Here is a 26,926-nt window from a genome sequence, read left to right as displayed (position 1 = left end):
ACAGGGGCGTTTTTTTATGGCTGCGGTTTCACTTCCGGCTCGTCGGCCTCATTGCCGGTGTGTTTGCCTTCCTGTGTCCCCTGCCAGCCGTGACGCTGGATCAGCGACAAGTGCGCGCGGTCTTCGCTAATGATCTCCGTCAGCATCGCGCTGGTGCGCCTGAAGGTGGCGGCGCGCGCCGACGTGTCGTTATCGCCTTCGGCCATTTCATCCACCATTTGCTGGTTATAACAGCGAAACAGATCGGCGCGCTCGCGCGCTTCGTAACTGCCGATGCCCAGCTCCTCCAGCGCCATGCGCCCTACCCGCAGCGCGCCTTCGAACGTTTCACGCTCCGGCTGCGCGACACCCGCCTGACGCAGGCGAATGTAATGATCGACATCGCGGGCGCGGGCGATAATCCGCACCTGCGGAAAGTGCGTCTGCACCAGCTCCGTCAGCTGTAAATTCGCCTGCGGATCGTCAATGGCGTTAATCAGCACTTCGGCTTTCGCCACGCCCGCCGATTCCAGCAGGTCGACGCGGGTGGCGTCGCCATAAAACACTTTCATGCCAAATTTGCGCAGCGTTTCGATATGGTCCGGATCGTGATCGAGAACCACCATCTTCACGCCGCTGGAGAGCAGCAAACGGCCGGCTATCTGACCAAATCGCCCGAAGCCCGCGATAATCACCCGCGGCTGCTCTTCATCAATCTCATCAGCTTCACGCGCCTGCTGCTGCCCCGATTTCTCAAGGCGGGTTAACAGCACCAGCAGCAGCGGCGTCGCGGCCATAGAGAGCGCCACCGCGAGCGTCAGCGCCTTCGCCCATTCGGCATCCAGCACCTCGGCACTGCGCGCCGCGCCGAAAATCACGAACGCGAACTCACTCCCCTGCCCTAACAGCACGGCAAACCAGCGCCCCTGACGCCCCGGCACCTTCAGCGGTTTCGCGACAAGCCACAGCGTGACGATTTTGATAATCAGAAAGCCGAACAGGAGCGTAAGCACGCGCAGCGGATGCGCCACCAGCGTGCCGAAATCAATCGACATCCCGACGCCGATAAAAAATAACCCCAGCAGCAGCCCTTTGAACGGCTCGATATCGCTCTCCAGCGCGTGGCGGTATTCTGAGCTTGCCAGCAACACGCCCGCGAGAAACGCGCCCATCGCCATCGACAGCCCGGCTTCTTCCAGCAGCAGCCCGAAGCCGAACACCAGAAACAGCGCTACGGCGCTGAACACCTCGCGAAGCCCGGAGCGCGCCACAAAACGCAGCGCCGGTCGCGCGACAAAACGCCCGAGCAACACCACCAGCGCCAGCGCGCCCACCACTTTCAGCGCCGAAAGGAAAAACGCGCTGGCGGTTGTCGCCTCGCCGGTTGCGGCCAGCAGCGGGATCATCGCCACCAGCGGGATCGCGGCGATATCCTGGAACAGCAGCACGGCAAAGGCGCTGCGTCCCATTTGTGACGCCGTCAGGTTACGTTCGTTCATCGCCTGCATGGCGATGGCCGTTGAAGAGAGCGCGAGCGTCAGGCCAATCAGCAGCGCCACCTGCCAGCGCAGCCCGAGCACCACGCAAAAGCCGCCGAGCAGCAGGCCGCACGCGCCCATCTGCAACGCGCCGCCGCCAAAGACCGAGGCGCGCAGTTTCCACAGGCGCTGCGGATCGAGCTCCAGCCCGATGACAAACAGCATCAGCACCACGCCGATTTCCGCGAAATGCAAAATCGCCTGCGCGTCCGTCACCAGTCGTAATCCCCACGGGCCAATCAGCCCGCCGGCAATCAGATATCCCAGCACTGAGCCAAGCCCAAGACGCACCGCGACAGGCACAATCAGCGCGGCTGACCCGAGGTAGATCAGCGCCTGTATCAACGTATGACTATCCATGATGGCGCTCCTGCCAGTCGGTTAAGCGTTTCAGGTATTCCCGCGCTTTGCCTTCGAGCGTTTCGTCGTCGCAGACAAAGGTGCGGTGCATCGCATAGGGTGTTAGCCAGTTCAGGCCGCAATAGAGCGCGGTGGCCTGTAACGGCTGCGCGAGCACATCGAAGCCCGGATGGTCGCCAAGATCAAAATGGTGTTTATCGCCGCCGGTCGTCACGGCCCATAGCACGCTTTTGCCCCTGAGCGCCGTTCCGCCTTTGCCATAGGCCCAGCCGTGCGACAACACTTTGTCTATCCAGAGTTTGAACAGCGGCGGCACGCTGTACCATTGCATCGGATGCTGCCAGACGATGAGATCGGCACGCGCCAGCGCCTCCTGCTCGGCGGGCACGTTGATGTTGAAATCGGGATAAAGCTGATAAAGCGAGCGCACCTCGATATCGTCCAGCCCCTGCACATGCTCCAGCATTCGCCGGTTGGCGTGGGAGTGATGCGGATAGGGGTGCGCATAAATAATTAAAATCATAACCTTGCCTGTGTCCTGCCCACCGTGGGAATGCAATGAGTGTAGCCAGTTAACGGGCGCGCTTACAGGGGCAATCCGCAGGGGTATTAGGCGGGGATGAAGCAGAAAGGGTTTGCTGCGATTTACCAGTCGGCATAACGCGTCTTGCGGTAAAAACAAAAACGGATGCATCAGCATCCGTTTTTTCAGGCGTGAGAATAAAAAACGCCGTAATTAGTTATCCAGCTCGCTCATGGATTTTACCTGGTCGCGATTGATCTGCTCGGTCTGGCCGGTCTGGGCGTTTTTATAAGAGACCAGCCCGGTATCGCTGTCGACTTCCGGCTTACCGTCGGTGACCACGGTTTTACCGTCGGTCGTCTTAACGGCCTGGTTGGATGAACAGCCCGCCACGGTAAACAGCGTAGCGGCGGCAAAAATGGACGTAATCAGTAGTTTCGATCGCATGGTGTTCTCCCCTGCTTTCAGTGTGTTTTAATGACTTACTTTATTATTTTAGATTAACTTACTGATAACAGATGGAAATACAGACGGTTCTGAGGCCGGGCATCCTGAATGCCGATGCCCGGCGGTCAGATATTACTGCTTCAGCTCCAGAATGGAGCTCATCATGGTGTGATTCAGGTTGGTCATGACTTCATAATAACGGGTCAATTCTTCACCGCCTGCTTTAGGGTTACGCCATTTCTCACGGTTCTGTTTGTCGAACGCTTTAAGCAGATCTTTCTGGTCACCTGCCGATTCGGCATGAATAAAGTCATTATAAATTTTGGTGGCTTCATTCAGGTTTTGCTGAAGTTCAGGCGAAGTAAACTGCGCGGTGATTTCAGGCGGCTGATAACGCGACTCTGTGATACGCATGTTTTCAGTGTATTCCACGGATGGCGAAAACTGATTGCTGTAATAATCCTTAAACTCTTCGAGACGGAAAAGTTTCGTTTTGTAGTTATCCGCAGACGTCGATGACATCGACTCCGGGAAAGGCTCTGTCGGGTTCAGCTCCCACTCTTTCGTAAAATTATCGATAAACAGCCCGCTGCCCATATCTTCGAACGGGCCGGTCACGGTCTGCCCGTCAATGGTCAGGGTGTGAACATCGCCGTTTTCACTGGACGGCGTTACGCCTTCCGCCAGATATTTTTGGATCACGTAGATGTAACGGGTACGGGTCGGGTTGATAAGACCGCTCACGCCCGAGCGAGGCATCGCGCTAAAGACGCTGAATTTCACCTTGTCGCCATTCTCAAGCGTCAGCGTATGCTGGCCCGCGTCCAGTTTAATCGTTTGTGATTGCTCTGCCGCAAGCGTGATTTTTTGATCGTCTACCGAAATCGCGAGCGGTTTCCCGGTCGGGTTATCAATCAGGAACTCTTTGCTGTCACCACCGCCAAAGCAGGCGGTTAATGCCAGACAGGTACCCAGAAGCAGGACTTTTTTTAACACGTGTTTCTCCTTAAACGTAAACCGGGAAGTCGGCAAACGAGACAGCCTGAAGGGTAACGGATGGCCGTGCAGGAGTGAAAAACTAATTGGCTATCAAATTTAGGGGGGCGCATATGAAAAAAGCCAGCTTACGCTGGCTTTTGTGTGGTTCACGGCGTCTTACTTCGTGATTTGCGCGTGCATCTCCTGAACGGAAATCACCTTCTCGGTGGCGTCAGCGTTCAGCGCCATCGCGGTGGCGAAGCCGCCGTTCAGCGTGGTGTCGTAATGCACTTTGTACTGCAGCGCGCTGCGGCGAATCAGTTTGGAATCTTCAATCGCCTGGCGGCCTGCGGTGGTGTTGATGATGTAGGTGTATTCGCCATTCTTAATGCGATCCTGAATGTGCGGACGACCTTCATGCACCTTGTTCACCAGACGCGGGTTGATGCCCGCCTCGCCCAGCACAATCGCGGTGCCGTGGGTGGCGTCCAGCTCGAAGCCGAATTTCAGCAGTTTGGCGGCGAGATCCACCACGCGCTCTTTATCGCCTTCACGCACCGAGAGCAGCGCGCGGCCCTGTTTCTTCATGGTGGAGTTGCTGCCGAGCTGCGCTTTGGCGAACGCTTCCGCGAAGGTGCGGCCCACGCCCATGACTTCGCCGGTGGAGCGCATTTCCGGCCCCAGCAGCGGGTCGACGCCCGGGAATTTGTTGAACGGCAGCACCACTTCTTTCACCGAGTAGTACGGCGGGATGATCTCTTTGGTCACACCCTGCTCGCTCAGCGTCTTGCCCGCCATGACGCGCGCCGCCACTTTCGCCAGCGGCACGCCGGTGGCTTTGGAGACGAACGGCACGGTACGCGCGGCGCGCGGGTTCACTTCAATCAGATAGACTTCGTTATCTTTCACGGCGAACTGCACGTTCATCAGGCCGCGCACCTGGAGTTCAAAGGCCAGTTTCTGCACCTGCTGACGCATCACGTCCTGGATCTCCTGGCTTAAGGTGTAAGCCGGCAGAGAGCACGCAGAGTCGCCGGAGTGTACGCCCGCCTGTTCGATATGCTCCATGATGCCGCCAATCAGTACTATTTCGCCGTCACAGATAGCATCGACATCCACTTCCACCGCGTCATCCAGGAAGCGATCCAGCAGCACCGGCGCGTCGTTGGAAACGCTGACCGCCGTCTGGAAGTAGCGACGCAGGTCGGCTTCGTCGTAGACGATTTCCATCGCGCGACCGCCCAGTACGTAAGACGGACGCACCACCAGCGGGTAACCAATCTCTTTCGCCTTCTCAACGGCCTGTTCGATGGCCGTCACGGTGGCGTTCGCCGGTTGCTTGAGCTTCAGGCGATCCACTGCCTGCTGGAAGCGCTCGCGGTCTTCCGCGCGGTCAATCGCGTCCGGGCTGGTGCCGATAACCGGCACGCCTGCCGCTTCCAGCGCGCGCGCCAGTTTCAGCGGGGTCTGACCGCCGTACTGCACGATAACGCCTTTCGGTTTCTCGATACGCACGATTTCCAGCACATCTTCCAGCGTTACCGGCTCGAAGTAGAGACGGTCTGAGGTGTCGTAGTCGGTGGAGACCGTTTCCGGGTTACAGTTAACCATAATGGTTTCGTAACCGTCTTCACGCAGCGCGAGCGCGGCGTGGACGCAGCAGTAGTCAAACTCAATGCCCTGGCCGATACGGTTCGGCCCGCCGCCCAGCACCATGATTTTTTCGCGATCCTGGTTCGGGTTGGCTTCGCACTCTTCTTCATAGGTGGAGTACATGTAGGCGGTATCGGTTGAGAACTCCGCCGCGCAGGTATCCACACGTTTGTAGACCGGGTGCAGGTTGTACTGCTCGCGAAGCTTGCGGATTTCCGATTCGCTGACGCCCGCGAGTTTCGCAAGACGCGCATCGGCGAAGCCTTTACGCTTGAGCATACGCAGGAAATCGGCGCTGAGACCGTTAATGCCCTGCTCGGCCACCTGTTCTTCGAGGCGCACCAGCTCTTCAATCTGCACCAGGAACCAGCGGTCGATATTGGTCAGGTTGAACACGCCGTCAACTGACAGACCAGCGCGGAACGCGTCGGCGATGTACCAGATACGCTCGGCACCCGCGTCTTTCAGCTCGCGTCGAATTTTCGTCAGCGCTTCCGGGTCATCAAGGCTCACTTTCGGGTCAAAACCGGTCGCGCCCACTTCGAGGCCGCGCAGCGCTTTCTGCATCGACTCCTGCTGGGTGCGGCCAATCGCCATCACTTCGCCCACCGATTTCATCTGCGTGGTCAGACGGTCATTGGCACCGGCGAATTTCTCGAAGTTAAAGCGCGGGATTTTGGTGACAACGTAGTCGATAGACGGCTCGAACGACGCCGGGGTACGGCCGCCGGTAATGTCGTTCATCAGCTCATCAAGGGTGTAACCCACCGCCAGTTTCGCCGCCACTTTGGCAATCGGGAAACCGGTCGCTTTAGAGGCCAGCGCCGAAGAGCGCGACACGCGCGGGTTCATTTCAATCACAATCAGACGGCCGTTTTTCGGGTTCACCGCAAACTGCACGTTGGAGCCGCCGGTTTCGACGCCGATTTCACGCAGTACCGCCATCGAGGCGTTACGCATGATTTGATACTCTTTATCGGTCAGCGTCTGGGCTGGCGCCACAGTGATGGAGTCGCCGGTGTGGATACCCATGGCGTCGAAGTTTTCAATCGAGCAGACGATGATGCAATTGTCGTTTTTATCACGCACCACTTCCATCTCGTACTCTTTCCAGCCGATCAGCGATTCATCAATCAGCAGCTCTTTGGTCGGCGAGAGATCCAGGCCGCGGGCGCAAATCTCTTCGAACTCTTCGCGGTTGTACGCGATGCCGCCGCCGGTGCCGCCCATCGTGAACGACGGGCGAATAATGCACGGATAACCCACATCCGCCGCCACCGCCAGAGCTTCTTCCATATTGTGGGCGATGCCGGAGCGCGCGGTGTCGAGGCCGATTTTCTTCATCGCGACGTCAAAACGGCGACGGTCTTCGGCTTTATCAATCGCATCGGCGGTCGCGCCAATCATGGTCACGCCGAACTCTTCCAGCACGCCCTGACGCTCCAGCTCCAGTGCGCAGTTGAGCGCCGTCTGGCCGCCCATGGTCGGCAGCACCGCGTCTGGACGCTCTTTTTCGATGATTTTACGCACCACTTCCCAGTGGATCGGCTCAATGTAGGTCGCATCGGCCATCTCCGGGTCGGTCATGATGGTCGCCGGGTTGGAGTTCACCAGAATGACGCGGTAGCCCTCTTCGCGCAGCGCCTTACACGCCTGGGCACCGGAGTAGTCGAATTCACACGCCTGGCCGATGACAATCGGGCCTGCGCCAAGAATCAGGATGCTTTTAATATCTGTACGTTTTGGCATTGTTCTCTTTCTCCCGATTATTTGGCGGTCTTACGGTACTGCTCAATTAATTCGATAAAGTGGTCAAACAGCGGCGCGGCATCGTGCGGGCCGGGGCTCGCTTCAGGGTGTCCCTGGAAGCTGAAGGCCGGTTTATCGGTGCGGTGAATCCCCTGGAGCGTATTATCGAACAGGGATTTATGGGTCACGCGCAGCGTAGACGGCATGGAGGCTTCATCCACCGCAAAACCGTGGTTCTGGGCGGTGATCATCACGCGGTTGTTGTCGATATCTTTCACCGGATGGTTGCCGCCGTGGTGGCCGAACTTCATCTTCACGGTTTTCGCGCCGCTCGCGAGAGCCAGCAGCTGATGGCCGAGGCAGATGCCGAAGACCGGTACGTCGGTTTCGAGGAATTTCTGGATGGCTTCGATGGCGTAGTCACACGGTGCCGGGTCGCCAGGGCCGTTGGAGAGGAACACGCCGTCCGGGTTCATTTTCAGGACGTCTTCGGCGGAGGTTTGCGCCGGAACGACCGTCAGGCGGCAGCCTCTGTCCACCAGCATGCGCAGGATGTTGCGCTTCACGCCGTAGTCATACGCCACCACGTGATACGGCAGCTCTTCTTCTTTTTTGGCTTCCGGCAGTTCGCCTGCGAGCGTCCAGCTGCCCTGCGTCCAGCTATAAGCTTCCGCCGTAGTCACTTCTTTCGCCAGATCCATGCCGTTCAGGCCAGGGAAGGCTTTCGCTTTTTCCAGCGCCAGCGCGGCATCGACATTATCCCCTGCGATGATGCAACCGTTCTGGGCACCCTTCTCACGCAGCAGACGCGTCAGCTTGCGGGTATCGATATCGGCAATCGCCACGATGTTATGGCGCTTCAGGTAAGAAGAGAGATCCTCGGTGTTGCGGTAGTTGCTCGCAATCAGCGGTAAATCACGGATTACAAGGCCCTGCGCGTGTACCTGGGAGGATTCAGCGTCAGCATCGTTAGTGCCGACATTACCAATATGAGGATAAGTGAGAGTGACAATCTGGCGGGAGTAGGAAGGATCAGTGAGGATTTCTTGATAACCGGTCATTGAAGTATTGAAAACGACTTCCCCTACTGCCGTACCTGTTGCCCCGATGGCCCGACCGTAGAATTGGGTTCCGTCTTCCAGAACCAACAGCGCTGACTTAATCAAAACGTCCTCCAGGGAATAAACAGTCAATTTATTTGCATATTAATTCAACCGGTATGGCTAAATCAACGCAAAAACGCCTGAACAGCGAATTTTTGGCAAACGGCGGCATTCTAGAGATAACTCAGGGGGAAGTCTACCTGAAAACGCACTTTTCATTGTTTTTTTGAAGGCTTTGAGGAAAACACAGGAAATGAAGGGCAAAAAACAAAGAAAACGAAGCGCAGAAAACGGTTGCCCGGCAAGAAAAGTAAAAACTAAGCATAACACAGCTTTTAAAATGGACCAAACGGTCAAAATTCACAATCCGTTAACGAAAAAACAGTTAAAAACACTCTGTTTTAAGCAGCTAAGATTAAATTAACAACTAACGTCGCAAAAATAAATAAAACAAAAAAGGGCAATAAATTATTGCCCTTCCAATCAGAAACTTATGATTGTAATAACTACATCACGATGGGTAATAATAATCACAAATCATTCAGATTAAGCACATCCCGCATATCAAAAAAACCCTTTTTCTGCGCTTTAAGCCACAGCGCCGCCCGGACGGCACCATTAGCAAATGTCATCCGGCTGGAGGCTTTATGGGTGATTTCGATGCGTTCGCCAATGTCGGCGAACATCGCGGTGTGCTCACCGACAATATCGCCCGCGCGTACGGTCGCAAAACCAATGGTGCCGGGCACGCGCTCGCCGGTGTAGCCTTCACGCGCATAGACCGCGCAGCTTTTCAGATCTTTATTCAGCGCGCCGGCAATGGCCTCGCCCATCGCGAGCGCCGTACCGGAAGGCGCATCCACTTTATGGCGGTGATGCGCTTCAATAATTTCGATATCGGTGTAGTCGCCCATCACCTGAGCGGCTTTTTCAAGCAACTTCAGCATCACGTTAACCCCAACGCTGAAGTTAGCGGCGAACACCACAGGGATCGCCGTGCCGGCTTCATGAATGGCCGCTTTACCGGCATCGTCAAATCCGGTAGTGCCGATCACCATGCCTTTATTATGCGCGCGGCAGAACGCCAGGTACGCCAGCGTGCCTTCCGGACGCGTAAAATCGATAAGCACATCGAAATCGTCTTTCACCGCCTCAAGACTGCTCTTGAGAGTGACGCCGGTTGCGCCTGCGCCCGCCAGTTCACCCGCATCAGCGCCGAGCAGCGTTGAGCCTTCACGCACCAGCGCGGCACCGAGCGCCACGCCATCCATCGCAAGTGCTGCCTGGATTAACTGCCGTCCCATACGGCCATTCGCCCCCGCGATCGCGACGCGGACCTGTGCTTCTTGCATAGTTATACTCTTTATATGTTAAAAAATTGCTTATAAAACGTTCTCAGGTTAACCAGCGCTTCGTCGTGCTGCCAGCCCAAAACATCGATAATTAGAATTTAATGATAAACAGGGAGGGATATCAGTAAAAGGCATAATGGGCAGGAAAAACAGCAGGCCACTGCCTATGTGTGAACGGAGGAAAAATAGTGACAGCCTTTTCAGGGTTACGTGTTAATCCCTGTCTCTCTGTTTGCGGTTTTCTCGCGCCAGGTTTCATATTAACGCGAGCTGGCTCCAGAATTTTTAACTTCCGCAGAGATAAACTCATTTATTATTTTACAAAAATACGTCTGCGCGATTAATATTGCTTTCCAAAAGAAGGGATGTTTTTTCCGATTACTAATTTCAAATTGATAACATACACAGGGTTTACACGGATCACTATAAATGTAAAACGGGATCATGTAATGAATAACCTCTCAAGGACAGAGCGCATTGTCTATGAATATATACTGTGCAATATTCACAGATTATCAGGAATCTCTGCAAAGATGATCGCCAGCCAGACGTTTACCACGACAACGTCGGTTAATCGGGTCTGTAAAAAAATGGGATATTCGGGATATACCGAATTACGATATAAATGCGGACTCCCGTTACAAACGAAACCGCACGTGTCTGACAAAATGTCAAACGGGCAGGAGAAAGATATTGCGGAACTCTGCCAGCAGTTACATCAAGCGCAGCATATCTATTTATATGCCAGGGGCGGAACACTGACCAGCCTGAGCTATTTATCTCGTTTCTTATCTATTGCTGGCATTCCTCATTTAATGTTAACGGATGTGCATCAACTGGCGTTAATAAATAAAGGCACGCTCTTACTGGTCAGCAAATCGGGAGAAACGAAAGCCATTGTTGAAATGGCGCGCAACGCGAAGCGTAAAAATATCCGGGTCATGGCAATTACCCGTAATAATTCTTCTTTATCTCAGGTCGCATCCCGCACATGGGCTGTTGAAGATGCTGACGAGGCGTCATCGCTCTATCAAAGGGAGTCGCAAATAAAAATACTGGATTTTATTGATAGCATCGGATGCAAATTACTGACGACACCCGATGCATAATACACAGAAAAATTATAACTTTTTAGTAATCCCTAAGCGGCCGACGAACTCATTTTTATGCGTTCCGTGGTCATCCACATAGGTTTTGTCAAGAGAACCAAGCTCGATATAAGGCGTCCAGTCATCATCCATTTTATAGCTAAATGCCAGCGTGTGCTCCCAGTACGTGTCTCTCCCGGTTCCCTGATCGACGCCATCCTGGTAACGGAAGCGAGGGTTCCAGGACATACCGAAGCGCCCGATATTATAGGCGATCCAGATATCAAACTGATGCGATTTACGACGGGTATACTCATCGCTGTCGAGCTTTCTGTCGCTATGAGCATCATTCACCGTATTATAGCGATAACGAGCAGCGAGATTAATCCCGTTGTCAAAGGCCTTCCATCCCTGGATAAAAGGACGATAGTGCGTATTGGTTTTAGTGAAAACGGTCGTCAGACCGGGAGCTATGGAATAACCATTACCGAGCGGAAATTGCCACCGCGTTTCTATTTCCTGCGAGACACCGGTCACGCCATCTTCTTTACCATCCCGGCTATCTTCATCACCAAAAAAAGATTCATTATGGCTCTGCGTCGCTTCAGCAGAAAAATAGAAGCCATTCGTTGCCTGATGCATAAATTTAATACGCGTTTCATTCGTATCCGCGCGTATATTATGCGCGCCACGCACATCTACCCAGGTTGTGCCTGTCCACCCCGACACACTATATATAACAGGAATACACAGGCATACCTTTAACAGATTATTCATATACTCTCCCCAAAAGTTACACAAAAAAATCCGTAATCAGATTGCTCTGGCAACCACAAGGTGAACACTATTTTCTGATACATTTGTTGTATCACCATACAAATGACAGCGGTGTTGTATCTGCGCTCTAATTATCGTGATTGCTTAATGATGGCTGGCAGTTTGAATCGGAAGCACTTTACTCCGATTTATCGTAGTGCGCGCCGTTACAGCATTCATTAAAACCATTAGCGGTTGTTTTAAGAAGAATCGCTAAACGTAGACCACATTTTTCAGCCTCATACTTGTGTCGCACACTGTTATTTATTAGCTCAGTGAACGCACTGCGCCGATATATGAGCAATCCGTCGCATTTATAAGGCCTGATCTCGATTAACCTGTCGACAACTCTGATTTTCAGGGAGGATTTATGGTGTTAAGCGGCGTGACTTCCCCTAATTTGATTCTCCTCGATAAGGAATGGAATACCCGTAAATCCATTCTGGAGAATCTCTCCATGCTTTTATACCAGGAAGGGAAAGTCTCCGATCAAGCAGCGTTTCTCCGTGCTGTATGGGAGCGGGAAAACATTTCTGAAACAGGCTTTGAACAAGGTATCGCCATCCCGCACGGCAAATCGCCCGTCGTAAAGCAGCCTGCCTTTGCCGCCGTCCGGCTCACACAGCCTGTTGATGACTGGCCCACCATTGAGGGCGAGGAAAAGGTCTCTCTGGTCTTTTTACTTGCGGTGCCGCTTGGCGATGATGACGGGCACCTGCGCCTGCTTTCGACATTAAGCCTGGCACTGATGGATGAAGATAATGTCAGCGCGCTTAAAGCAGCACCTACCGTGGACGCCTTTCTCGCCCTGCTGGATGCGCATGAATCTGCTGGCGAAAAAACGCTCATTAACGCCAGCGGGCAAAGTTTGATTGTCATCACCTCATGCTCTACCGGTATCGCGCATACCTACATGGCCGCAGAGGCGCTGGAAAAAGCAGGCGCCGCGCACGGTATCCGGGTTTATAGCGAAAAACAGGGCGCGAACGGTATTGAAGATGAGGTAAATGAAACGCAAATCCGCGAGGCAAGCGGCGTCATTTTTGCCGCTGCGCTGCCCCCTAAAGGCAAAGCACGCTTCAACGGCAAGCCATTCATCGCAACCTCCGTTTCTGAGCCGCTGAAAGACGCGGCGGGGTTAATTGAGCGCGTACTCATCAACCCTGACGGTATCGTCAATGAATCAAACGCCACGGAAAGCCCAACCCCAGCGCATAAACGATCTTTTGGCAGTCAGCTCTATCAGGGCATCTCCAGCGGTATTTCCTATATGATCCCGGTTATCGTCGCGGCAGGGTTGATGATGGGCTTCGGCCAGTTAGCCGCCAGCATGCTGGGCGTCACCGATATCGGCAACGCGCGTTACGCGACCGAACACAACACAATGCTGGTCATGTGCCATTACCTGACGCTCTACGGCAACATGATCATGAAGTTTATGTACCCGATCTTTGCCGCCTATATGGCATGGAGCATTGCCGACCGACCAGGCCTGGTGCCCGGTTTCGTTGGCGGTGCCTTTGCCGGCGGGCTGCATTACACCTTCTGGGCGGTTAACGGCGGCATTCCTTCCGGCTTTCTCGGCGCTCTTATTCTGGGCGCGCTTGCCGGGTTCATCGCCAACTTTCTGAATCAACATATCCGCCTGCATAAGCACTTACAGGCCATGAAGCCGATGTTGATCGTGCCGGGTTTATCGGTCCTCGCGATCTTCTTTATCAACTTCTATTTTGTCGATCCGGTTTTTGGCGGCATCAATAAATTTCTTCAGCAGTTTATTACCGAGCACGGTGCCTCCAGCGCGTTAATGCTGGCTGTCATTATCGCCGCGCTGACCGCCTTTGATTTAGGTGGGCCTGTGAATAAATCCGCAGGTGCCATCGCCATCGGGCTGGCGGCTGACCATATTTTCCCGCTGACAGCGCGCGTGCTGGGAATCGTTATTCCCCCTATTGGCCTGGGCCTTGCAACGGTTATCGATCGTTTCCTCGTCAGGCGGCGGGTGTTTGACGAAAACCAACGTGTCACCGGCACTACCTCGCTAATCCTCGGGTTCCTGGCGATCGGCGAAGGCGCTATCCCTTTTATGCTCAGAAATCCGGTGATTACCATCTCGATTAACATTACAGGCGCCATTATCGGTGCAGTGACGGCCATTACCTTAGGCTCAGTGCAGTGGTTCCCGCTGCCTGCCATCTGGGGTTGGCCACTGGTGCAAAATCTTCCCGCTTATCTCTTTGGGATGTTTCTCGGCGTTGCGTTTATCGCTTTTGCTAACGTTTTTGTCCGCTATTACCTGATAACCACAGGCAAGCTTAAGCTGAACTGACAGGGAGGTTGTTTCTAATGGTCAAAAAAAAGGTGTATGTCGTTCCCCACTGCCATTGGGACGCTGAATGGTATTTTACCTGCGAGGACTCACATATTCTGCTGGTCGAGAATATAGATTATTTGCTGGATCTGCTGGAAAAAGATGCGGATTTTCCAAGCTATACGTTTGACGGCCTGGCGATCGTGCTCGATGACTACCTCAAAGAACGCCCGGAAAATGCATCGCGCATTCATGCGTTAATACGTCAGCGGCGGCTTTTTGTGGGCCCCTGGTATACACAATGCGACTCGTTGCTGATACGCACGGAATCACTGATCCGTAATTTGCAGTACGGCATTCGCACCGCGACACAGTTTGGCCATTCAATGAATGTTGGTTATTTACCGGATATTTTCGGCCAGCATGCCTGGTTGCCCGCCTTTTTTACGGACGCCGGTATCGATTTCTGCGTTCTGCAAAGAGGGATTTATACGGATCAGCTTCGTGGCGATCTCAATTTTTACTGGCGGGCACCAAACCAGAAATCAATCGCCACCAACTATCTCTATTATGGTTACGGGCCTGGTAAGTTTTTGTCCGCTGAACCTGATTATTTACAGCACCGCCTCCTGCCTATTCTTGAACAGTTGAGCGTGATGAACCGCCATACCGATAAGCTGCTCTTACCCTGTGGCGGCGATCAGGTGTTGCCTAACGCCCAGTATCCGCAAACGGTAAACGCCTTAAACCTGCGCGGATTGTCTTATCAGTTCGTTATGTCTGACTATGAGAGCTATATGCGTGAAACCTGGCGTGACGGTGAATTTACCCACGTGATTGAGGGGGAGCTGTTCGCCTGTCAGAAATCCCGCATTCACCGAACCTGCCACTCAACGCGTTATGACATTAAACGCCAGACCTGGGAAACCGAGCATCTGCTGATCGATAAGCTTGAACCGCTCACCGTTATGGCTTCATTACTGGGTATTCACTGGCCGCAACCGTTAATGGCCTCGCTCTGGAAAACCCTGTTTTGCGCACATGCTCATAACGGTATTGAGGCGACCAATGCCGACCCGGTCAATCAGAACATTAAACAGCGGCTCATCAGCGTGGAGCGCTCTGCGCTGAGCCTGATTAATCTGCTGAAAAAGAAAATCAGCCACGCCATTAGTCTGCAGTCCGAGCAACGCAATATTCTGGTGGTTTTTAACAGTGATATCAGCCCGCTGGATAGCCTGGTTCAGGCTGTTGTGTTCACGAAAGATAAACAGGTTTCGCTGCGACGTGGTGGCAAACCCGTCGCCTGTACGGTACTGGAACAACGAAGACTGGATGGCGGCCAGCAGGTCATTGTGACCGCGCAGGGCGAAAAGCTGGAAACGGTGGAAGGCTATTATCGCAGCGTTATTCTTTTCAGGGCTGATGGCCTTCACGGGCTGGGTTATCAGACATGGCTCATTGATGAACAAACGGCGAGCCCGTCACTGACCCTGAGCCACGACGAGACCATCGAAAATGCACGCTTGCGAATCTCACTTCAGCAGGGCGTACTCTCGCTGGAAAACCGCGGTACCGGCCAACGTATCGACAATCTTCTGACCTTCGTTGACTGCGGAGATGATGGCGATGAATTCGATTTTGCGCCTGTGGAGCATGAGCAGCCTGTAAGCGTCAGCACCTTTACGCTTATAGCCTGCGAAACGAGCCCGATGGTGTCGCGCATGACGCTGGAAACCACGCTTGTGCTGCCCAAAGATATGCAGCAACGACGGAATGCAGCACCGACACAGCCCATGACCATCCAAACGACGCTGGAACTCCGCCAGCATGAAAACTATGTGCGTGTGCAGCATCATCTGGTCAACGAGGCTCATGACCATCGTCTTCGCGTGCATATCAGAACACCGGTGAAAGCCCCCGATTACGCCTTTGCCGATCAAGGCTACGCCTTACTGCGTCGCGAGACCCGGAGCCGTTACGTAAACGGCTGGCGAGAGCAAGGTTTTGTTGAGAAACCCGTGCCTGTTTACACCCTGGAAAACTGCGTGGCGTTACGCGATGACAACCATCTCTTCGCGGCAATCACTAAAGGCATCAAAGAGTATGAAGTTTTACCGGACGAAGACGTACTGGCGCTGACGTTATTTCGAAGCGTCGGCTTGCTTGGGAAAGACGATACGCCGTGGCGCCCTGGCCGGGCGTCAGGCATCAATAATAAAATCGTCGACACACCGGATGCTCAAATGCTGCAGCCGATGACGTTTGATTATGCGCTGATGATGGATAGCGGAATCGATGATGCCGCCTTATTTAAGGCGTGCAAACAGTATCGTGAGCACTATCTGAGCTATCAATTGCAACAGCTCAATACCTTTGAAGAACGCCTGGAGCGTTTCACTATCCCGCTACCGGAAAAAGGCCTCGCCCCGGCTTTCACCTGGCTCACACAGAATAATCCAGCCATTCAGATGAGCATGTGTAAGCCCGGCGATGGCGAACACACCGTTATCATCAGGTTGTTCAACCCTGGCGACACGCCGCAAACCGTCGAGCTCGCTTCTCCTTTTACCTGCAGAATTTATCGGCTGTCACTGCTGGAAGAAATTCAGGAAACGGTGAAAGACAACCCGACTATCGCCGCGAAAGACTATCTGACGCTGGCCATACACCTTATGCAGGATCACAGCCATGAGTAGCGCGTCGTATGACAAATTTCCGGAAGTTGCAGTTTCCGGTTATGCGAACCACGCCGCGCAGGGCTGGCCAGCAGTAGTGAAAAAAGTGCGCGAACGGCTCCCGCCCGCTGAGAAAACGGTACTGGTTATCGACTGTTACCCCGGGGTGCGTCTTGAAGAGCTGGCGGAGCGCTTTTTCCCTGGCCTCAATGCAACCCTGGTTCTCAACGTGGAAACCGCGCGCCGCGATGAGCGGGAACTTCAGTCTTTACTGGCTTACAACCTTACGAACGATCGCGTTTTCGGCGTAATCTCCTGCCACCAGCTCACTGACTTTTTTGATGAGGCGAAACTCACTGCACTGCGGGAACGGGTCGATGCAATAAGTACAGGCTTGGTTATTGTCTATGGCTCTGGCGCGGCGCTGGTACATGACGGCGATATGCTGATCTATGCAGATATGCCGCGCTGGGAGATCCAGCAGCGTATGCGCCGGGGCGAGCTTGGCAACTGGGGCGCGGATAACCAGCACGAAGATATGCTTCGCCGCTACAAGCGTGCTTACTTTATCGAATGGCGTGTCTTCGATCGCCACAAAACGCCACTGCTAAAACGCGCCGATTTTCTGTTAGATACCACGCTTGCGAATCAACCCGCCATCGTCAGCGGTTACGCGTTCCGCGCAGGCCTGGAGCAACTGACAACGCGGCCTTTCCGGGTAGTGCCGTTTTTTGACCCCGGCGTCTGGGGCGGACAGTGGATGAAGCGCACATTTGATCTCGATCCATCCATGCCCAATTACGCCTGGTGCTTTGACTGCGTGCCAGAAGAAAACAGCCTGTTCCTGCGTTTTGGCACGGTGCGAACAGAAATTCCGGCACAGGATCTGGTGCTGCTTTACCCACGGCCTTTGCTCGGTGATAACGTTCATGCGCGCTTCGGTGCTGAGTTTCCGATTCGCTTTGACATGCTGGATACCATCGGCGGCCAGAATCTCAGCCTCCAGGTTCATCCGGTGACGGACTATATTCAGCAGCAGTTCGGGATGCATTACACCCAGGATGAAAGCTACTACATTCTTGATGCGGAACCGGACGCAGTGGTTTATCTCGGCGTCCAGACCGGGACGCAGCCTGTGCAGATGGTTGATGCACTCAGACGCGCCGCGCGTGGAGAGAAAGCCTTTGACGATGCCCGGTTCGTTAACCCGATCCCCGCCCATAAACACGATCATTTCCTGATCCCGGCAGGAACGGTACATGGCGCTGGCGCGGGAACGATGGTGCTTGAGATAAGCGCCACGCCGTATATTTTTACCTTCAAACTCTGGGACTGGGGACGCCTCGGTATGGATGGCCTTCCCCGCCCCGTACATCTTGAGCACGGGGCGCAGGTGATCGACTGGGAAAGGGATACACAATGGGTGCGCCGCCATCTGGTGAACCAGGCTGAACCTCGCGCTGGCGGCGACGGCTGGCGAGAAGAGCGTACTGGCCTGCATGAGCGCGAGTTTATCGAAACCCGGAGACACTGGTTTGATAAACCGGTACTGCATCATACCCATGGCACCGTTAACGTGCTTAATCTCGTCGAGGGTGCCGAAGCGTTAGTGGAGAGCCCCAATGGCATGTTTGAGCCGTTCGTGGTGCATTACGCCGAAACCTTTATCGTCCCGGCGGCAGTAGGTGCCTACCGCATCTCTCCCTTTGGCAAAGGGATCGGGCAGCAACTGGCGACGATAAAAGCCTGGGTGAGAGGATGACGCGCTTCGCGCACGTGTTTCAGCCAGGCGTTCAGCCTGGCTGAAACGGAACCCCTGGCGGATGCTTGTCAGGCGACAGAGGAAGAAACGGCAGGCGCGTTGACCTGCCGCGAGGCTTACTCTGCCAACTGGTAAGCCACCAGCAGCTGGCCTTTCTTTACTTTAATGCTGGTGAGCGTCACCTCACCGACCTGCGAGAGCGACGCCACATGCGTGCCGCCGCAGCCGTAGACGGGCAGTTCGCCAAAGCGCACCTGCCGCCGCCCGTCCACGAAATCGACATAGCGCGGCAAATCGGCGGCAACCCACGCGGCGATCATCTCGCTTAACGCATTGGCGTCCGGCACGTCTGACGCCTGCGCCGGGGCAAACGTAATTTTGCCTTCGCCAGGCCAGTGGTGCGCTTTCACGGGCTGCCAGCCGAGCTGCTCACCGGCATAGCCAATCAGGTGGCCCGCAGAGTGCCAGCGGGTATGGCGGTGACGCAACGTGTCATCGACCACGAGCGTGACGGGGCTGGTCCCCAGCGGCTGCGCCAGCAGATGAATCACCGTTTCGCCGCGGTTTTCGACGCGCAGCACCGGCACGCCGTTTATCGTGCCGGTGTCTGAGGGCTGCCCGCCGCCCTGCGGGTGAAACAGCGTTGTATCCAGCTCCACTTCATACTCGCCCTGCGCATTTTGTTCGCAGCGCAGTACGTTTGCTTCACCCTGCAGCGCATCGCTCAGGTAGTACTCTCTGTGTGTCATCGTTGTCCTCCGGGTTCATCACACAGTATATTTATTATTCCTGCAGCGATAATCCTGCCTTGCGACAACGAACCTTTGCATCAGGCGCACAAATATGAATTTAGCCCTTCTGCCCGACATCGCCGTTTTCGTGCAGGTGGTGGAGAGCGGCAGTTTCTCCGCCGCCGCGCGAAAACTTGGCAGTACGCCCTCTTCCGTCAGCCGCAGCGTCTCTCGTCTGGAGCGCGAGCTGGGCTGCAAGCTGCTGGTGCGCACCACACGCAAACTGCGCCTCAGCGAGGCGGGCAACGGCGTGTTTCAGCGCGCCGCCAGCATGATGGACGCCGCCCGTGACGTGATGGCCCGGGGCGGCACGGCATCACAGGCACCACAGGGGCGTGTGACGCTTGGCGTGCCGAAAGCGGTGGGCCGTTTTGTGATCCACCCGCTAATGGAAGAGTTTCTGACGCGCTACCCGCAGGTGGATATCTGCCTGCGCCTGGAAGACCGGTATATGGATTTGATCGATGATGAGGTGGATCTGGCGCTGCGTATTACCGATTCCCCGTCTCCCGGCCTGTACGGCAAACCGCTGATGCCAATAGAGCACCTGTTGTGCGCCACGCCGGACTATCTGGCGCGTCACGGCACGCCGGAAACGCCGCAGGCATTACGTCATCACAGCTGCATCAGCCTGGGTGAAACGGCGGCGGACGCACGTTGGAAGTTTCGTCGCGACGGGAAAAGCGTGGTGGTGCAAACGCACGGGCGTTATGCCGCCAACCATACCGGCGTGCGTCTTGATGCCGTGAAGCGTCATCTTGGGATCGGCAGCCTGCCGCGTTTTACCGCCAGCGACGCGCTGGCGGCAGGCGAGATAGTGCAGGTGCTGCAGGAGTGGGAATTTATCAGCAGCTATTCCGGCAGGCTCTGGCTGCTGTGGTCCACGAGCCGTCATATGCCTGCCAAAATCCGGGGGCTCATCGACTACCTGACGGAAAAGCTCAGTTAAGGCGCAAGCGTGAGCGTTTGTGCAACCCAGTCGCGAAACGCAGCCACGTCGATACCGAGCGCGACCTGCGCGTTCGCAGGCCGGTTTAACTTGCCTTCAATATCCACCACCGTAGTGCCCGCCGTGTAGTCGCCACGCGTCTCTACCGCCACGAAACAGGGTTTGAGCGTAAACAGCTCAGGCTTAACCAGCCAGGCAATGGCGCACAGATCGTGCATACGCAGGCCCGTCGTCATACTGCCACTGCGGTAATGGCTGAACAGCGCATGCAGCATTTTCCCGGTGCGGTTAAGCGAGGGCAACGCCGCGAGATAATCAGGCGTCAGCACGGCCTGATTGGTCACATCCAGCCCGCACATCACAATCTCAATGCCACTGTCAAACACCCGTGCGGCGGCCTCAGGATCGATAGCAATATTAAACTCGGCGTTGGGAGTAAAGTTACCGCGCCCTGCCGAACCGCCCATCATCACCAGCCGTTTGATTTTCGCTTTATATGCCGGATAGTGCGTCAGCAGCAGCGCGATATTGGTCAGCGGCCCGATGGTGACGAGCGTCAGCGGCTCCGTAGCTGCCGTGAGCTGTTCGTAAATCGCCTGAAACGCCGGAACGTCGAGCGCCAGCCGGTCGTGTTCGACAAATTCGTAGCCTTCCATCCCCGATTCGCCATGCACCGACGCGGCATCGCGCAGCGGGCGCACCAGCGGCGTGGCGGCACCCTGCGCCACCGGCACATCAGCATTCCAGAAATGCAGCAGTTGCAGCGCGTTGCGTGTGGTTTTCTCGACGGACACATTGCCTGCGACGGTAGTGATGAGCTGTAAATCAAGCTCTGGTGAAAACAGCGCGGCGGCGATAGCCACGGCATCGTCAATACCGGGATCGGTATCAAGAATAATCGGCGTTTTTGTCATGGGCGTTCCTTATTGTCTGGCCTGCCGTCAGGATAAAAAAATGCCGGACGATCTTCACCGTCCGGCATGCTGTTCTGGTACGCGCGTAAAGAATTACTGCACTTCGCGCGCGTCGATGCGCAGCTCCTTCGGCACTTCGAAAACGATGTTTTCTTCGCGACCGGTCAGTTCGTGGGCGTCGCTGCCGCCAAGCGCTTTGAGGCGCGTAATGACGTTCTGCACCAGGACATCCGGTGCCGAGGCGCCCGCGGTCACGCCGACACAGGCGGCGTTCTGCACCCAGGCTTCCTGAATGTCGTTGGCGTCGTCGATAAGATACGCCGTTTTGCCCATGCGCTGTGCCAGCTCCGCCAGACGGTTGGAGTTAGAGGAGTTTTTCGAGCCCACCACCAACACGACGTCCGCCTGCTCCGCCAGCGCACGCACCGCTTCCTGACGGTTGGTGGTGGCGTAGCAGATATCGTCTTTACGCGGCCCGACGATTTTCGGGAAACGGCTGCGCAGCGCGTCGATCACTTCGGAAGTGTCGTCCACCGACAGCGTCGTCTGGGTCATAAAGGAGAGGTTATTCTCATCCTTCACGGTAATTTTCCAGACATCTTCCGGCGACTCCACCAGGTACATGCCCCCTTCCGGGTTGCTGTACTGGCCCATCGTGCCTTCCACTTCCGGGTGCCCGGCGTGGCCGATAAGAATGGCTTCTTCACCGCGGCGGCTGGATCGCGCCACTTCCATATGCACTTTGGTCACCAGCGGGCAGGTGGCGTCAAACACCGTCAGATCGCGGCTTTTCGCTTCGTTGCGTACCGCCTGAGAAACGCCGTGGGCGGAGAAAATCAGGATCGCGCCATCCGGCACTTCGCTGATTTGCTCGATAAAAATCGCGCCGCGCTCGCGCAGGCTGTCCACCACGTAACGGTTATGGACCACTTCATGGCGAACGTAGATAGGCGCGCCGTAAATCGCCAGCGCGTTTTCCACAATGCTGATAGCGCGGTCCACGCCTGCGCAGAAGCCGCGCGGGTTAGCCAACAGGATCTGCATCAGAACTCTCCAGCGCCGGATCGATCTCCAGCACGTCTATATCAAAATGAAGGGTATGCCCGGCGAGCGGATGGTTGAAATCCACCGTGATGGAGTCGCCGTTAATTTCACGGATGACGCCCGGCATTTCGCTGCCGTCCATTGCGGTAAAGAGCATGATAGCCCCGATATCCGGCTCGCCCGCGTCGATAAACTCGCGGCGGGAGAAGTACTGGATGAGATCCGGGCTTGGCGTACCGAACGCGTCTTCCGGCAGGAGCGTAAACGCTTTTTTGTCGCCAGCGTGCAGGCCGAGCAACTCGCGCTCCAGGCCCTGCGACAGCGAGCCGTCGCCCAGGCGAAACAGCGCGGGTTTGCCGCTGTTGCGGCTGGACTCCGCCGTGGAGCCGTCTTCAAGCTTCAGCGTAAAGTGCACAAGCACCGCGCTGTTGCTCTGTATGGATGTAGACATGCAGGTTGCTCACTTATTTTGGGTCGTCTGTCTGCCCGGTATCGGGAAAACAGACGGCCGCACATTCTGTGGGCCGGGAAGCGAAACACCGCCCGGCCAGAGGTTACGCCGTGGCTTTCTGTTTAGAAGGCAGGAAGCCTTCCAGCACCACTAACGCCGCGCCGATACAAATGGCGGTATCGGCCAGATTGAACGTCGCGAAGTGCCAGTCGCCGACATAGAAGTCGATCATATCGACCACGAAGCCGTGCCACAGACGGTCAAACAGATTGCCCAGCGCGCCGCCAATAATTAGCGCGTAAGCAATGTTGTTGAGCTTCTGACTCGCCTTCGCGCGATACATCATGACCACCAGCAGCACGCAGATACCGATAGCGATACCGGCGAAGAACCAGCGCTGCCAGCCGCCTTTGTCCGCGAGGAAGCTGAACGCCGCGCCGTAGTTGCGCGCATAATGCAGATTGAGCGACGGGAACAGCGAGACGGTTTCCCCCAGCGCGAAATGCTGGAGGATTAACGCCTTGCTACCCAGATCGACAATCAGCACGACCACCACCAGCCACAGCCAGCGCAGACCGGTTGAAAGAATCGGTTTACTCATCAGGCAAACTTACGTTTTTCGCCGTCACCGGCGACGTTGCTGACACAGCGACCGCAGATTTCTGCGTGTTCCGCCACCTTGCCGATATCGGTGGTGTAGTGCCAGCAGCGCGGGCACTTCTCCCCTTCGGCTTTTGCGAGCGCCACTTTCAGCCCTTTGAGCAGTTCGCTCTGCTGGGCATCCGCGGCAGCGCTGGCATAATCCTCAACCTTCGCCTGCGAGGTCAACAGGACAAATCGCAATTCCTCGCCAAGCGCGGTGAGTTTCGCCGCCAGCTCCGGCTCCGCGTACAGGGTAACCGCCGCTTCCAGCGAGCCGCCGACTTTCTTATCGGCACGCGCCTGCTCAATCACCTTGTTCACTTCGCCGCGCACTTTCAGCAGCGCGTCCCAGTAAGCGTCGTTCATCGCTTCGGTATCGGCAAGGCCAAACAGGCCGTCGTACCACTCACCGGTAAAGACATACTTCTCACGCTCGCCTGGCAGGTAGCCCCACACTTCATCTGCAGTGAAGGAGAGGATCGGCGCCATCCAGCGCACCAGCGCTTCACTGATGTGATAAAGCGCGGTCTGGCAGCTGCGGCGCGCCACGCTGTCAGCTTTCGCGGTGTACTGACGATCTTTGATGATATCGAGATAGAACGAGCCCATTTCGATAGAGCAGAAACGCATCAGGCGCTGCACCACTTCGTGGAAATCGTACGCTTCATACGCTTTGACGATATCGTCCTGCGCGGCTTTCGCGCAGCCGACCGCCCAGCGATCCAGCACGACCATCTCTTCCGGTTTCACCATGTCTTTCGCCGGATCGAAACCGTTCAGGTTCGCCAGCAGGAAGCGCGCGGTGTTACGGATACGGCGATACGCATCGGCGGCGCGTTTTAAGATCTCGTCAGAGACCGCCATCTCGCCGGTGTAGTCGGTGGATGCCACCCACAGACGCAGAATATCCGCGCCCAGTTTGTTCATCACATCCTGCGGAGAGACCGTATTGCCGATGGATTTCGACATCTTGCGGCCCTGGCCGTCAACGGTGAAACCGTGGGTCAGTACCTGGCGATATGGCGCTTTGCCTTTCATCGCGGTGGAGATCATCAGCGAGGACATAAACCAGCCGCGATGCTGGTCAGAGCCTTCGAGATACATATCCGCCGCATGGCCTGCGAATTCCGGGCGCACGTCAACCACAGATGAGTGGGTAGAGCCGGAGTCGAACCATACATCCAGCGTATCCGGCACTTTTTCATAGACATCGGCGTCATCGCCCATGATGTCGCGCGGGTCGAGATCCCACCACGCCTGAATGCCGTCCTGCTCAACGCGTTTTGCCACTTCTTCCATCAGCTCCAGCGTGCGCGGATGCAGCTCCTGCGTCTCTTTATGGACGAACAGGGACATCGGCACGCCCCAGGTGCGCTGACGGGAGATACACCAGTCCGGGCGGTTGGCGACCATCGACTCGATACGCGCCTGACCCCAATCCGGGATCCACTGCACACCTTTGATCTCTTTGAGCGACTGCGCGCGCAGGCCTTTTTGATCCATGCTGACGAACCACTGCGGCGTGGCGCGGAAGATGATCGGCGTTTTATGACGCCAGCAGCACGGATAGCTGTGCAGCAGCTTCGCGACGTTCAGCAGCGCGCCTTTTTCACGCAGCAGTTCAACAATCTGATCGTTCGCTTTGAAGACGTTAACGCCATCCAGCCCCGGATACGTGCCCGGCAGATAGGTGCCGTCAGGGCCGACTGGATTGGCAATCTCCAGACCATATTTCTGGCTGATGGTGTAGTCGTCCGGGCCGTGGCCGCCTGCGGTATGCACCGCACCGGTACCGGCATCAAGCGTCACGTGCTCGCCGAGAATAGCCGGAACGTCAAAGCCCATGAAAGGGTGCGTAAAGCGCATCAGCTCAAGCTGCGCGCCTTTGGTTTCGCCAAGCACGGTGTAATCGGCGACGTTGATGCGCTTCATCACGCTCTCAAGCAGGTCTTTCGCCACGATCAGCGCCTGGCCTTCGATCTGCACCAGCACATAGTCGATTTCAGCGTGCAGAGAGATAGCGCGGTTCGCCGGCAGCGTCCACGGCGTGGTGGTCCAGATAACCAGCGATACCGGGCCGTTGACGTTCTGCGCGCCAAACTTCGCCGCGACCGCCGCCGCGTCTACCGCGTTAAAGGCAACATCAATAGAAGGCGACGTTTTGTCGTAATACTCCACTTCCGCCTCGGCGAGCGCAGAGCGGCAGTCGACGCACCAGTGCACCGGCTTCGCGCCTTTGTGCAGGTGGCCGTTGCCGATGATTTTACCGAGCGCGCGAATGATGTTGGCTTCGGTTTTGAAATCCATGGTCAGGTACGGGTGCGACCAGTCGCCGAGCACGCCCAGACGGATAAAGTCTTTACGCTGGCCGTCAACCTGGGTCGCCGCGTATTCACGGCATTTGGCACGGAATTCGGCCGCGGTGAATTTCTCACCCGGCTTGCCAAACTCTTGCTCCACTTTCAGTTCGATCGGCAGACCGTGGCAGTCCCAGCCCGGCACGTACGGAGAGTCATAACCGGCAAGCCCTTTGGACTTCACGATAATGTCTTTCAGAATCTTGTTAACCGAGTGACCAATATGAATGCTGCCATTCGCATAAGGAGGGCCGTCATGCAGAATGAAGGTTTTTTTGCCTTTTTTGGCTGCACGGATGATGCCGTAAAGGTCATCATCGGTCCAACGCGCCAGCATTCCCGGTTCGCGCTTGGCGAGATCGCCGCGCATCGGGAACCCTGTTTCCGGCAAATTCAGGGTTGATTTATAGTCACTCATCAGATTCTCGGTTCCGTATTTCGGTTTGATAATTAGCCGATTCAGGCGTTACGCCGGTGTCGGTAGCCCAAAAAAGTCGCGGGCGGTGATCACGTCTCTGGCGATTTGCGCCTTGAGTTCATCAAGCGAGGCAAACCGCTGTTCATTGCGTATTTTTTTACGCAGCACTACATCTATATGGCGGCCGTAGAGGTCGATTGCAACGTCCAGCAAGTGAACTTCCAGTTGCTGGCGCAGGCCGGCCACCGTCGGGCGGGTGCCGATATTGGCGACGCCGGGCAGCGGTTTGTCGCTGATGCCCAGCACCTCCACCGCATAAACGCCCTTAACGGGCGAAACCTGACGGCGCAGCGGTAAATTCGCCGTCGGGAAACCTATGGTGCGTCCGAGCGCGTCGCCGTGGACCACACGCCCGGAGATGGCGAATGGCCGTCCGAGCAGGTTTTCCGCGAGGCTTAAGTCATCCTGCGCGAGCGCCTGGCGTACGGCGGTGCTGCTGATGCGCACGCCCTCTTCGCAAAACGTTTGCGTGCTGGTGACTTCAAAACCATATTCGCGCCCGGCTTTCTGTAATAACAAGAAATCCCCTTCGCGACCAGCGCCAAAGCGGAAATCGTCACCGGTTGCCAGGAATTTCACGCCGAGGCGCTCGACCAGCAGATCGCTGACGAAATTCTGAGCCGTCAGCGCGGCAAAGCGGCGGTCAAAACGAATGCACAGCACGTAATCCACGCCGCAACGGGCGAGGTAGCGCAGCTTTTCGCGCAGCCGGGTAAGCCGTGCAGGCGCTTTATCGGCCGCGAAAAGTTCAAGCGGCTGCGGCTCGAAAATCATGACCATAACGGGCAGGCCGCGTTCGCGCCCTTGCGCGCATAGCCCGGCAAGCAAAGCCTGGTGCCCACGATGCACGCCATCGAAATTGCCGATGGTCAGCACGCAACCGTGATGCTCAGAGGTGAGATTATGTATGCCGCGTATCAGCTTCATGACTGGCTCAGAACAGTGAAAATCGTCGGATTATAC

20 protein-coding genes are annotated in these 26,926 nt (G+C 55.8%); 5 read left to right on the top strand and 15 right to left on the bottom strand.

The features are described 5' to 3' along the window. Positions 1-14 precede the first annotated feature (14 nt). The 7 genes from kefC to dapB form a co-directional block, all read right to left on the bottom strand. On the bottom strand, positions 15-1,877 hold the full coding sequence (gene kefC / locus ACUW6V_RS13215; RefSeq protein ID WP_454038461.1) for a glutathione-regulated potassium-efflux system protein KefC: 1,863 nt from the start codon (positions 1,875-1,877) through the stop codon (positions 15-17). Next, positions 1,870-2,400 carry a glutathione-regulated potassium-efflux system oxidoreductase KefF gene (kefF, locus tag ACUW6V_RS13210; RefSeq protein WP_004386241.1) on the bottom strand — a complete coding sequence of 177 codons (531 nt, stop codon included), beginning with the start codon at positions 2,398-2,400 and terminating at the stop codon, positions 1,870-1,872. The genes kefC and kefF overlap by 8 nt, the downstream gene beginning before the upstream one ends. 213 nt (positions 2,401-2,613) lie before the next feature. Beyond that, positions 2,614-2,847 (bottom strand): YgdI/YgdR family lipoprotein, encoded by a 234-nt coding sequence (locus tag ACUW6V_RS13205; protein ID WP_007701022.1) that lies wholly within the window; start codon positions 2,845-2,847, stop codon positions 2,614-2,616. A 132-nt stretch (positions 2,848-2,979) separates the two neighbouring features. Continuing rightward, on the bottom strand, positions 2,980-3,843 hold the full coding sequence (locus ACUW6V_RS13200) for a hypothetical protein (protein WP_454038460.1): 864 nt from the start codon (positions 3,841-3,843) through the stop codon (positions 2,980-2,982). 159 nt (positions 3,844-4,002) lie between these two features. Next, positions 4,003-7,227: a carbamoyl-phosphate synthase large subunit gene (gene carB, locus ACUW6V_RS13195; protein WP_104658515.1), complete on the bottom strand. Its 3,225-nt coding sequence runs from the start codon at positions 7,225-7,227 to the stop codon at positions 4,003-4,005. A gap of 17 nt (positions 7,228-7,244) precedes the next feature. Beyond that, entirely contained in the window at positions 7,245-8,393 is a 1,149-nt protein-coding gene (carA, locus tag ACUW6V_RS13190; RefSeq protein WP_004386245.1) for a glutamine-hydrolyzing carbamoyl-phosphate synthase small subunit, read from the bottom strand. Between the two features lie 467 nt (positions 8,394-8,860). Further along, a complete protein-coding gene (dapB, locus tag ACUW6V_RS13185) occupies positions 8,861-9,682 on the bottom strand; it encodes a 4-hydroxy-tetrahydrodipicolinate reductase (RefSeq protein ID WP_004386246.1) in 822 nt (273 codons plus the stop codon). A gap of 449 nt (positions 9,683-10,131) precedes the next feature. Here dapB and ACUW6V_RS13180 point away from each other — a divergent pair, with 449 nt between their 5' ends. Beyond that, positions 10,132-10,791, top strand: coding sequence for a MurR/RpiR family transcriptional regulator (locus ACUW6V_RS13180; protein ID WP_007847143.1), 660 nt, complete (start codon positions 10,132-10,134; stop codon positions 10,789-10,791). Positions 10,792-10,803: 12 nt separating this feature from the next. Here the strand turns inward: ACUW6V_RS13180 and ACUW6V_RS13175 are convergent, their stop codons facing one another. Continuing rightward, positions 10,804-11,547 carry an oligogalacturonate-specific porin KdgM family protein gene (locus ACUW6V_RS13175; RefSeq protein ID WP_071601447.1) on the bottom strand — a complete coding sequence of 248 codons (744 nt, stop codon included), beginning with the start codon at positions 11,545-11,547 and terminating at the stop codon, positions 10,804-10,806. A gap of 409 nt (positions 11,548-11,956) precedes the next feature. Here ACUW6V_RS13175 and ACUW6V_RS13170 point away from each other — a divergent pair, with 409 nt between their 5' ends. From ACUW6V_RS13170 to ACUW6V_RS13160, 3 genes are read left to right on the top strand one after another with little or no spacing between them, the layout of a single operon-like run. Further along, the gene (locus ACUW6V_RS13170; protein WP_454038459.1) at positions 11,957-13,915 is read left to right on the top strand and encodes a fructose-specific PTS transporter subunit EIIC; all 1,959 of its coding nucleotides are present in this window, start codon (positions 11,957-11,959) and stop codon (positions 13,913-13,915) included. 17 nt (positions 13,916-13,932) lie between these two features. After that, on the top strand, positions 13,933-16,596 hold the full coding sequence (locus tag ACUW6V_RS13165; RefSeq protein ID WP_454038458.1) for a glycoside hydrolase family 38 N-terminal domain-containing protein: 2,664 nt from the start codon (positions 13,933-13,935) through the stop codon (positions 16,594-16,596). Beyond that, complete coding sequence (locus ACUW6V_RS13160) at positions 16,589-18,337, top strand: class I mannose-6-phosphate isomerase (RefSeq protein ID WP_367908609.1); 1,749 nt, start codon at positions 16,589-16,591, stop codon at positions 18,335-18,337. The genes ACUW6V_RS13165 and ACUW6V_RS13160 overlap by 8 nt, the downstream gene beginning before the upstream one ends. Positions 18,338-18,453: 116 nt before the next feature. Here ACUW6V_RS13160 and ACUW6V_RS13155 read toward each other — a convergent pair whose 3' ends face one another. Further along, on the bottom strand, positions 18,454-19,086 hold the full coding sequence (locus ACUW6V_RS13155) for an alanyl-tRNA editing protein (RefSeq protein ID WP_454038457.1): 633 nt from the start codon (positions 19,084-19,086) through the stop codon (positions 18,454-18,456). A gap of 94 nt (positions 19,087-19,180) precedes the next feature. On the opposite strand from ACUW6V_RS13155, the gene ACUW6V_RS13150 reads away from it, so the two are divergent. Continuing rightward, positions 19,181-20,077: a LysR family transcriptional regulator gene (locus tag ACUW6V_RS13150; protein ID WP_454038456.1), complete on the top strand. Its 897-nt coding sequence runs from the start codon at positions 19,181-19,183 to the stop codon at positions 20,075-20,077. Here the strand turns inward: ACUW6V_RS13150 and rihC are convergent. The 6 genes from rihC to ribF form a co-directional block, all read right to left on the bottom strand. Continuing rightward, positions 20,074-20,991, bottom strand: coding sequence for a ribonucleoside hydrolase RihC (gene rihC, locus ACUW6V_RS13145; protein WP_110809344.1), 918 nt, complete (start codon positions 20,989-20,991; stop codon positions 20,074-20,076). The genes ACUW6V_RS13150 and rihC overlap by 4 nt on opposite strands. Positions 20,992-21,084: 93 nt before the next feature. Beyond that, the gene (gene ispH / locus ACUW6V_RS13140; RefSeq protein ID WP_004386254.1) at positions 21,085-22,035 is read right to left on the bottom strand and encodes a 4-hydroxy-3-methylbut-2-enyl diphosphate reductase; all 951 of its coding nucleotides are present in this window, start codon (positions 22,033-22,035) and stop codon (positions 21,085-21,087) included. Continuing rightward, complete coding sequence (gene fkpB / locus ACUW6V_RS13135) at positions 22,016-22,486, bottom strand: FKBP-type peptidyl-prolyl cis-trans isomerase (protein ID WP_004386255.1); 471 nt, start codon at positions 22,484-22,486, stop codon at positions 22,016-22,018. Before fkpB ends, ispH begins: the two co-directional genes overlap by 20 nt. A 103-nt stretch (positions 22,487-22,589) precedes the next feature. Continuing rightward, positions 22,590-23,087: a signal peptidase II gene (gene lspA / locus ACUW6V_RS13130; protein ID WP_007864145.1), complete on the bottom strand. Its 498-nt coding sequence runs from the start codon at positions 23,085-23,087 to the stop codon at positions 22,590-22,592. After that, positions 23,087-25,903, bottom strand: coding sequence for an isoleucine--tRNA ligase (gene ileS, locus ACUW6V_RS13125; RefSeq protein ID WP_080321760.1), 2,817 nt, complete (start codon positions 25,901-25,903; stop codon positions 23,087-23,089). Before ileS ends, lspA begins: the two co-directional genes overlap by 1 nt. Before the next feature lie 48 nt (positions 25,904-25,951). Then, positions 25,952-26,890, bottom strand: a complete 939-nt coding sequence (gene ribF, locus ACUW6V_RS13120) for a bifunctional riboflavin kinase/FAD synthetase (protein WP_007864140.1) — start codon at positions 26,888-26,890, stop codon at positions 25,952-25,954. Between the last annotated feature and the right edge of the window lie 36 nt (positions 26,891-26,926).

The sequence above is a fragment of the Cronobacter sp. 153480017-3 genome (assembly GCF_053627815.1).
Note: the sequence above shows the minus strand (reverse complement) of the source record. Positions and strands in the feature narration are given on the sequence as shown.

Excerpts from the sequence above, each read along its gene's own strand:
- kefC (WP_454038461.1), bottom strand. The coding sequence starts at position 1,877 with ATGGATAGTCATACGTTGATACAGGCGCTGATCTACCTCGGGTCAGCC.
- kefF (WP_004386241.1), bottom strand. The coding sequence starts at position 2,400 with ATGATTTTAATTATTTATGCGCACCCCTATCCGCATCACTCCCACGCC.
- ACUW6V_RS13205 (WP_007701022.1), bottom strand. The coding sequence starts at position 2,847 with ATGCGATCGAAACTACTGATTACGTCCATTTTTGCCGCCGCTACGCTG.
- carB (WP_104658515.1), bottom strand. The coding sequence starts at position 7,227 with ATGCCAAAACGTACAGATATTAAAAGCATCCTGATTCTTGGCGCAGGC.
- dapB (WP_004386246.1), bottom strand. The coding sequence starts at position 9,682 with ATGCAAGAAGCACAGGTCCGCGTCGCGATCGCGGGGGCGAATGGCCGT.
- ACUW6V_RS13180 (WP_007847143.1), top strand. The coding sequence starts at position 10,132 with ATGAATAACCTCTCAAGGACAGAGCGCATTGTCTATGAATATATACTG.
- ACUW6V_RS13175 (WP_071601447.1), bottom strand. The coding sequence starts at position 11,547 with ATGAATAATCTGTTAAAGGTATGCCTGTGTATTCCTGTTATATATAGT.
- ACUW6V_RS13170 (WP_454038459.1), top strand. The coding sequence starts at position 11,957 with ATGGTGTTAAGCGGCGTGACTTCCCCTAATTTGATTCTCCTCGATAAG.
- ACUW6V_RS13165 (WP_454038458.1), top strand. The coding sequence starts at position 13,933 with ATGGTCAAAAAAAAGGTGTATGTCGTTCCCCACTGCCATTGGGACGCT.
- ACUW6V_RS13160 (WP_367908609.1), top strand. The coding sequence starts at position 16,589 with ATGAGTAGCGCGTCGTATGACAAATTTCCGGAAGTTGCAGTTTCCGGT.
- ACUW6V_RS13155 (WP_454038457.1), bottom strand. The coding sequence starts at position 19,086 with ATGACACACAGAGAGTACTACCTGAGCGATGCGCTGCAGGGTGAAGCA.
- ACUW6V_RS13150 (WP_454038456.1), top strand. The coding sequence starts at position 19,181 with ATGAATTTAGCCCTTCTGCCCGACATCGCCGTTTTCGTGCAGGTGGTG.
- rihC (WP_110809344.1), bottom strand. The coding sequence starts at position 20,991 with ATGACAAAAACGCCGATTATTCTTGATACCGATCCCGGTATTGACGAT.
- ispH (WP_004386254.1), bottom strand. The coding sequence starts at position 22,035 with ATGCAGATCCTGTTGGCTAACCCGCGCGGCTTCTGCGCAGGCGTGGAC.
- fkpB (WP_004386255.1), bottom strand. The coding sequence starts at position 22,486 with ATGTCTACATCCATACAGAGCAACAGCGCGGTGCTTGTGCACTTTACG.
- lspA (WP_007864145.1), bottom strand. The coding sequence starts at position 23,087 with ATGAGTAAACCGATTCTTTCAACCGGTCTGCGCTGGCTGTGGCTGGTG.
- ileS (WP_080321760.1), bottom strand. The coding sequence starts at position 25,903 with ATGAGTGACTATAAATCAACCCTGAATTTGCCGGAAACAGGGTTCCCG.
- ribF (WP_007864140.1), bottom strand. The coding sequence starts at position 26,890 with ATGAAGCTGATACGCGGCATACATAATCTCACCTCTGAGCATCACGGT.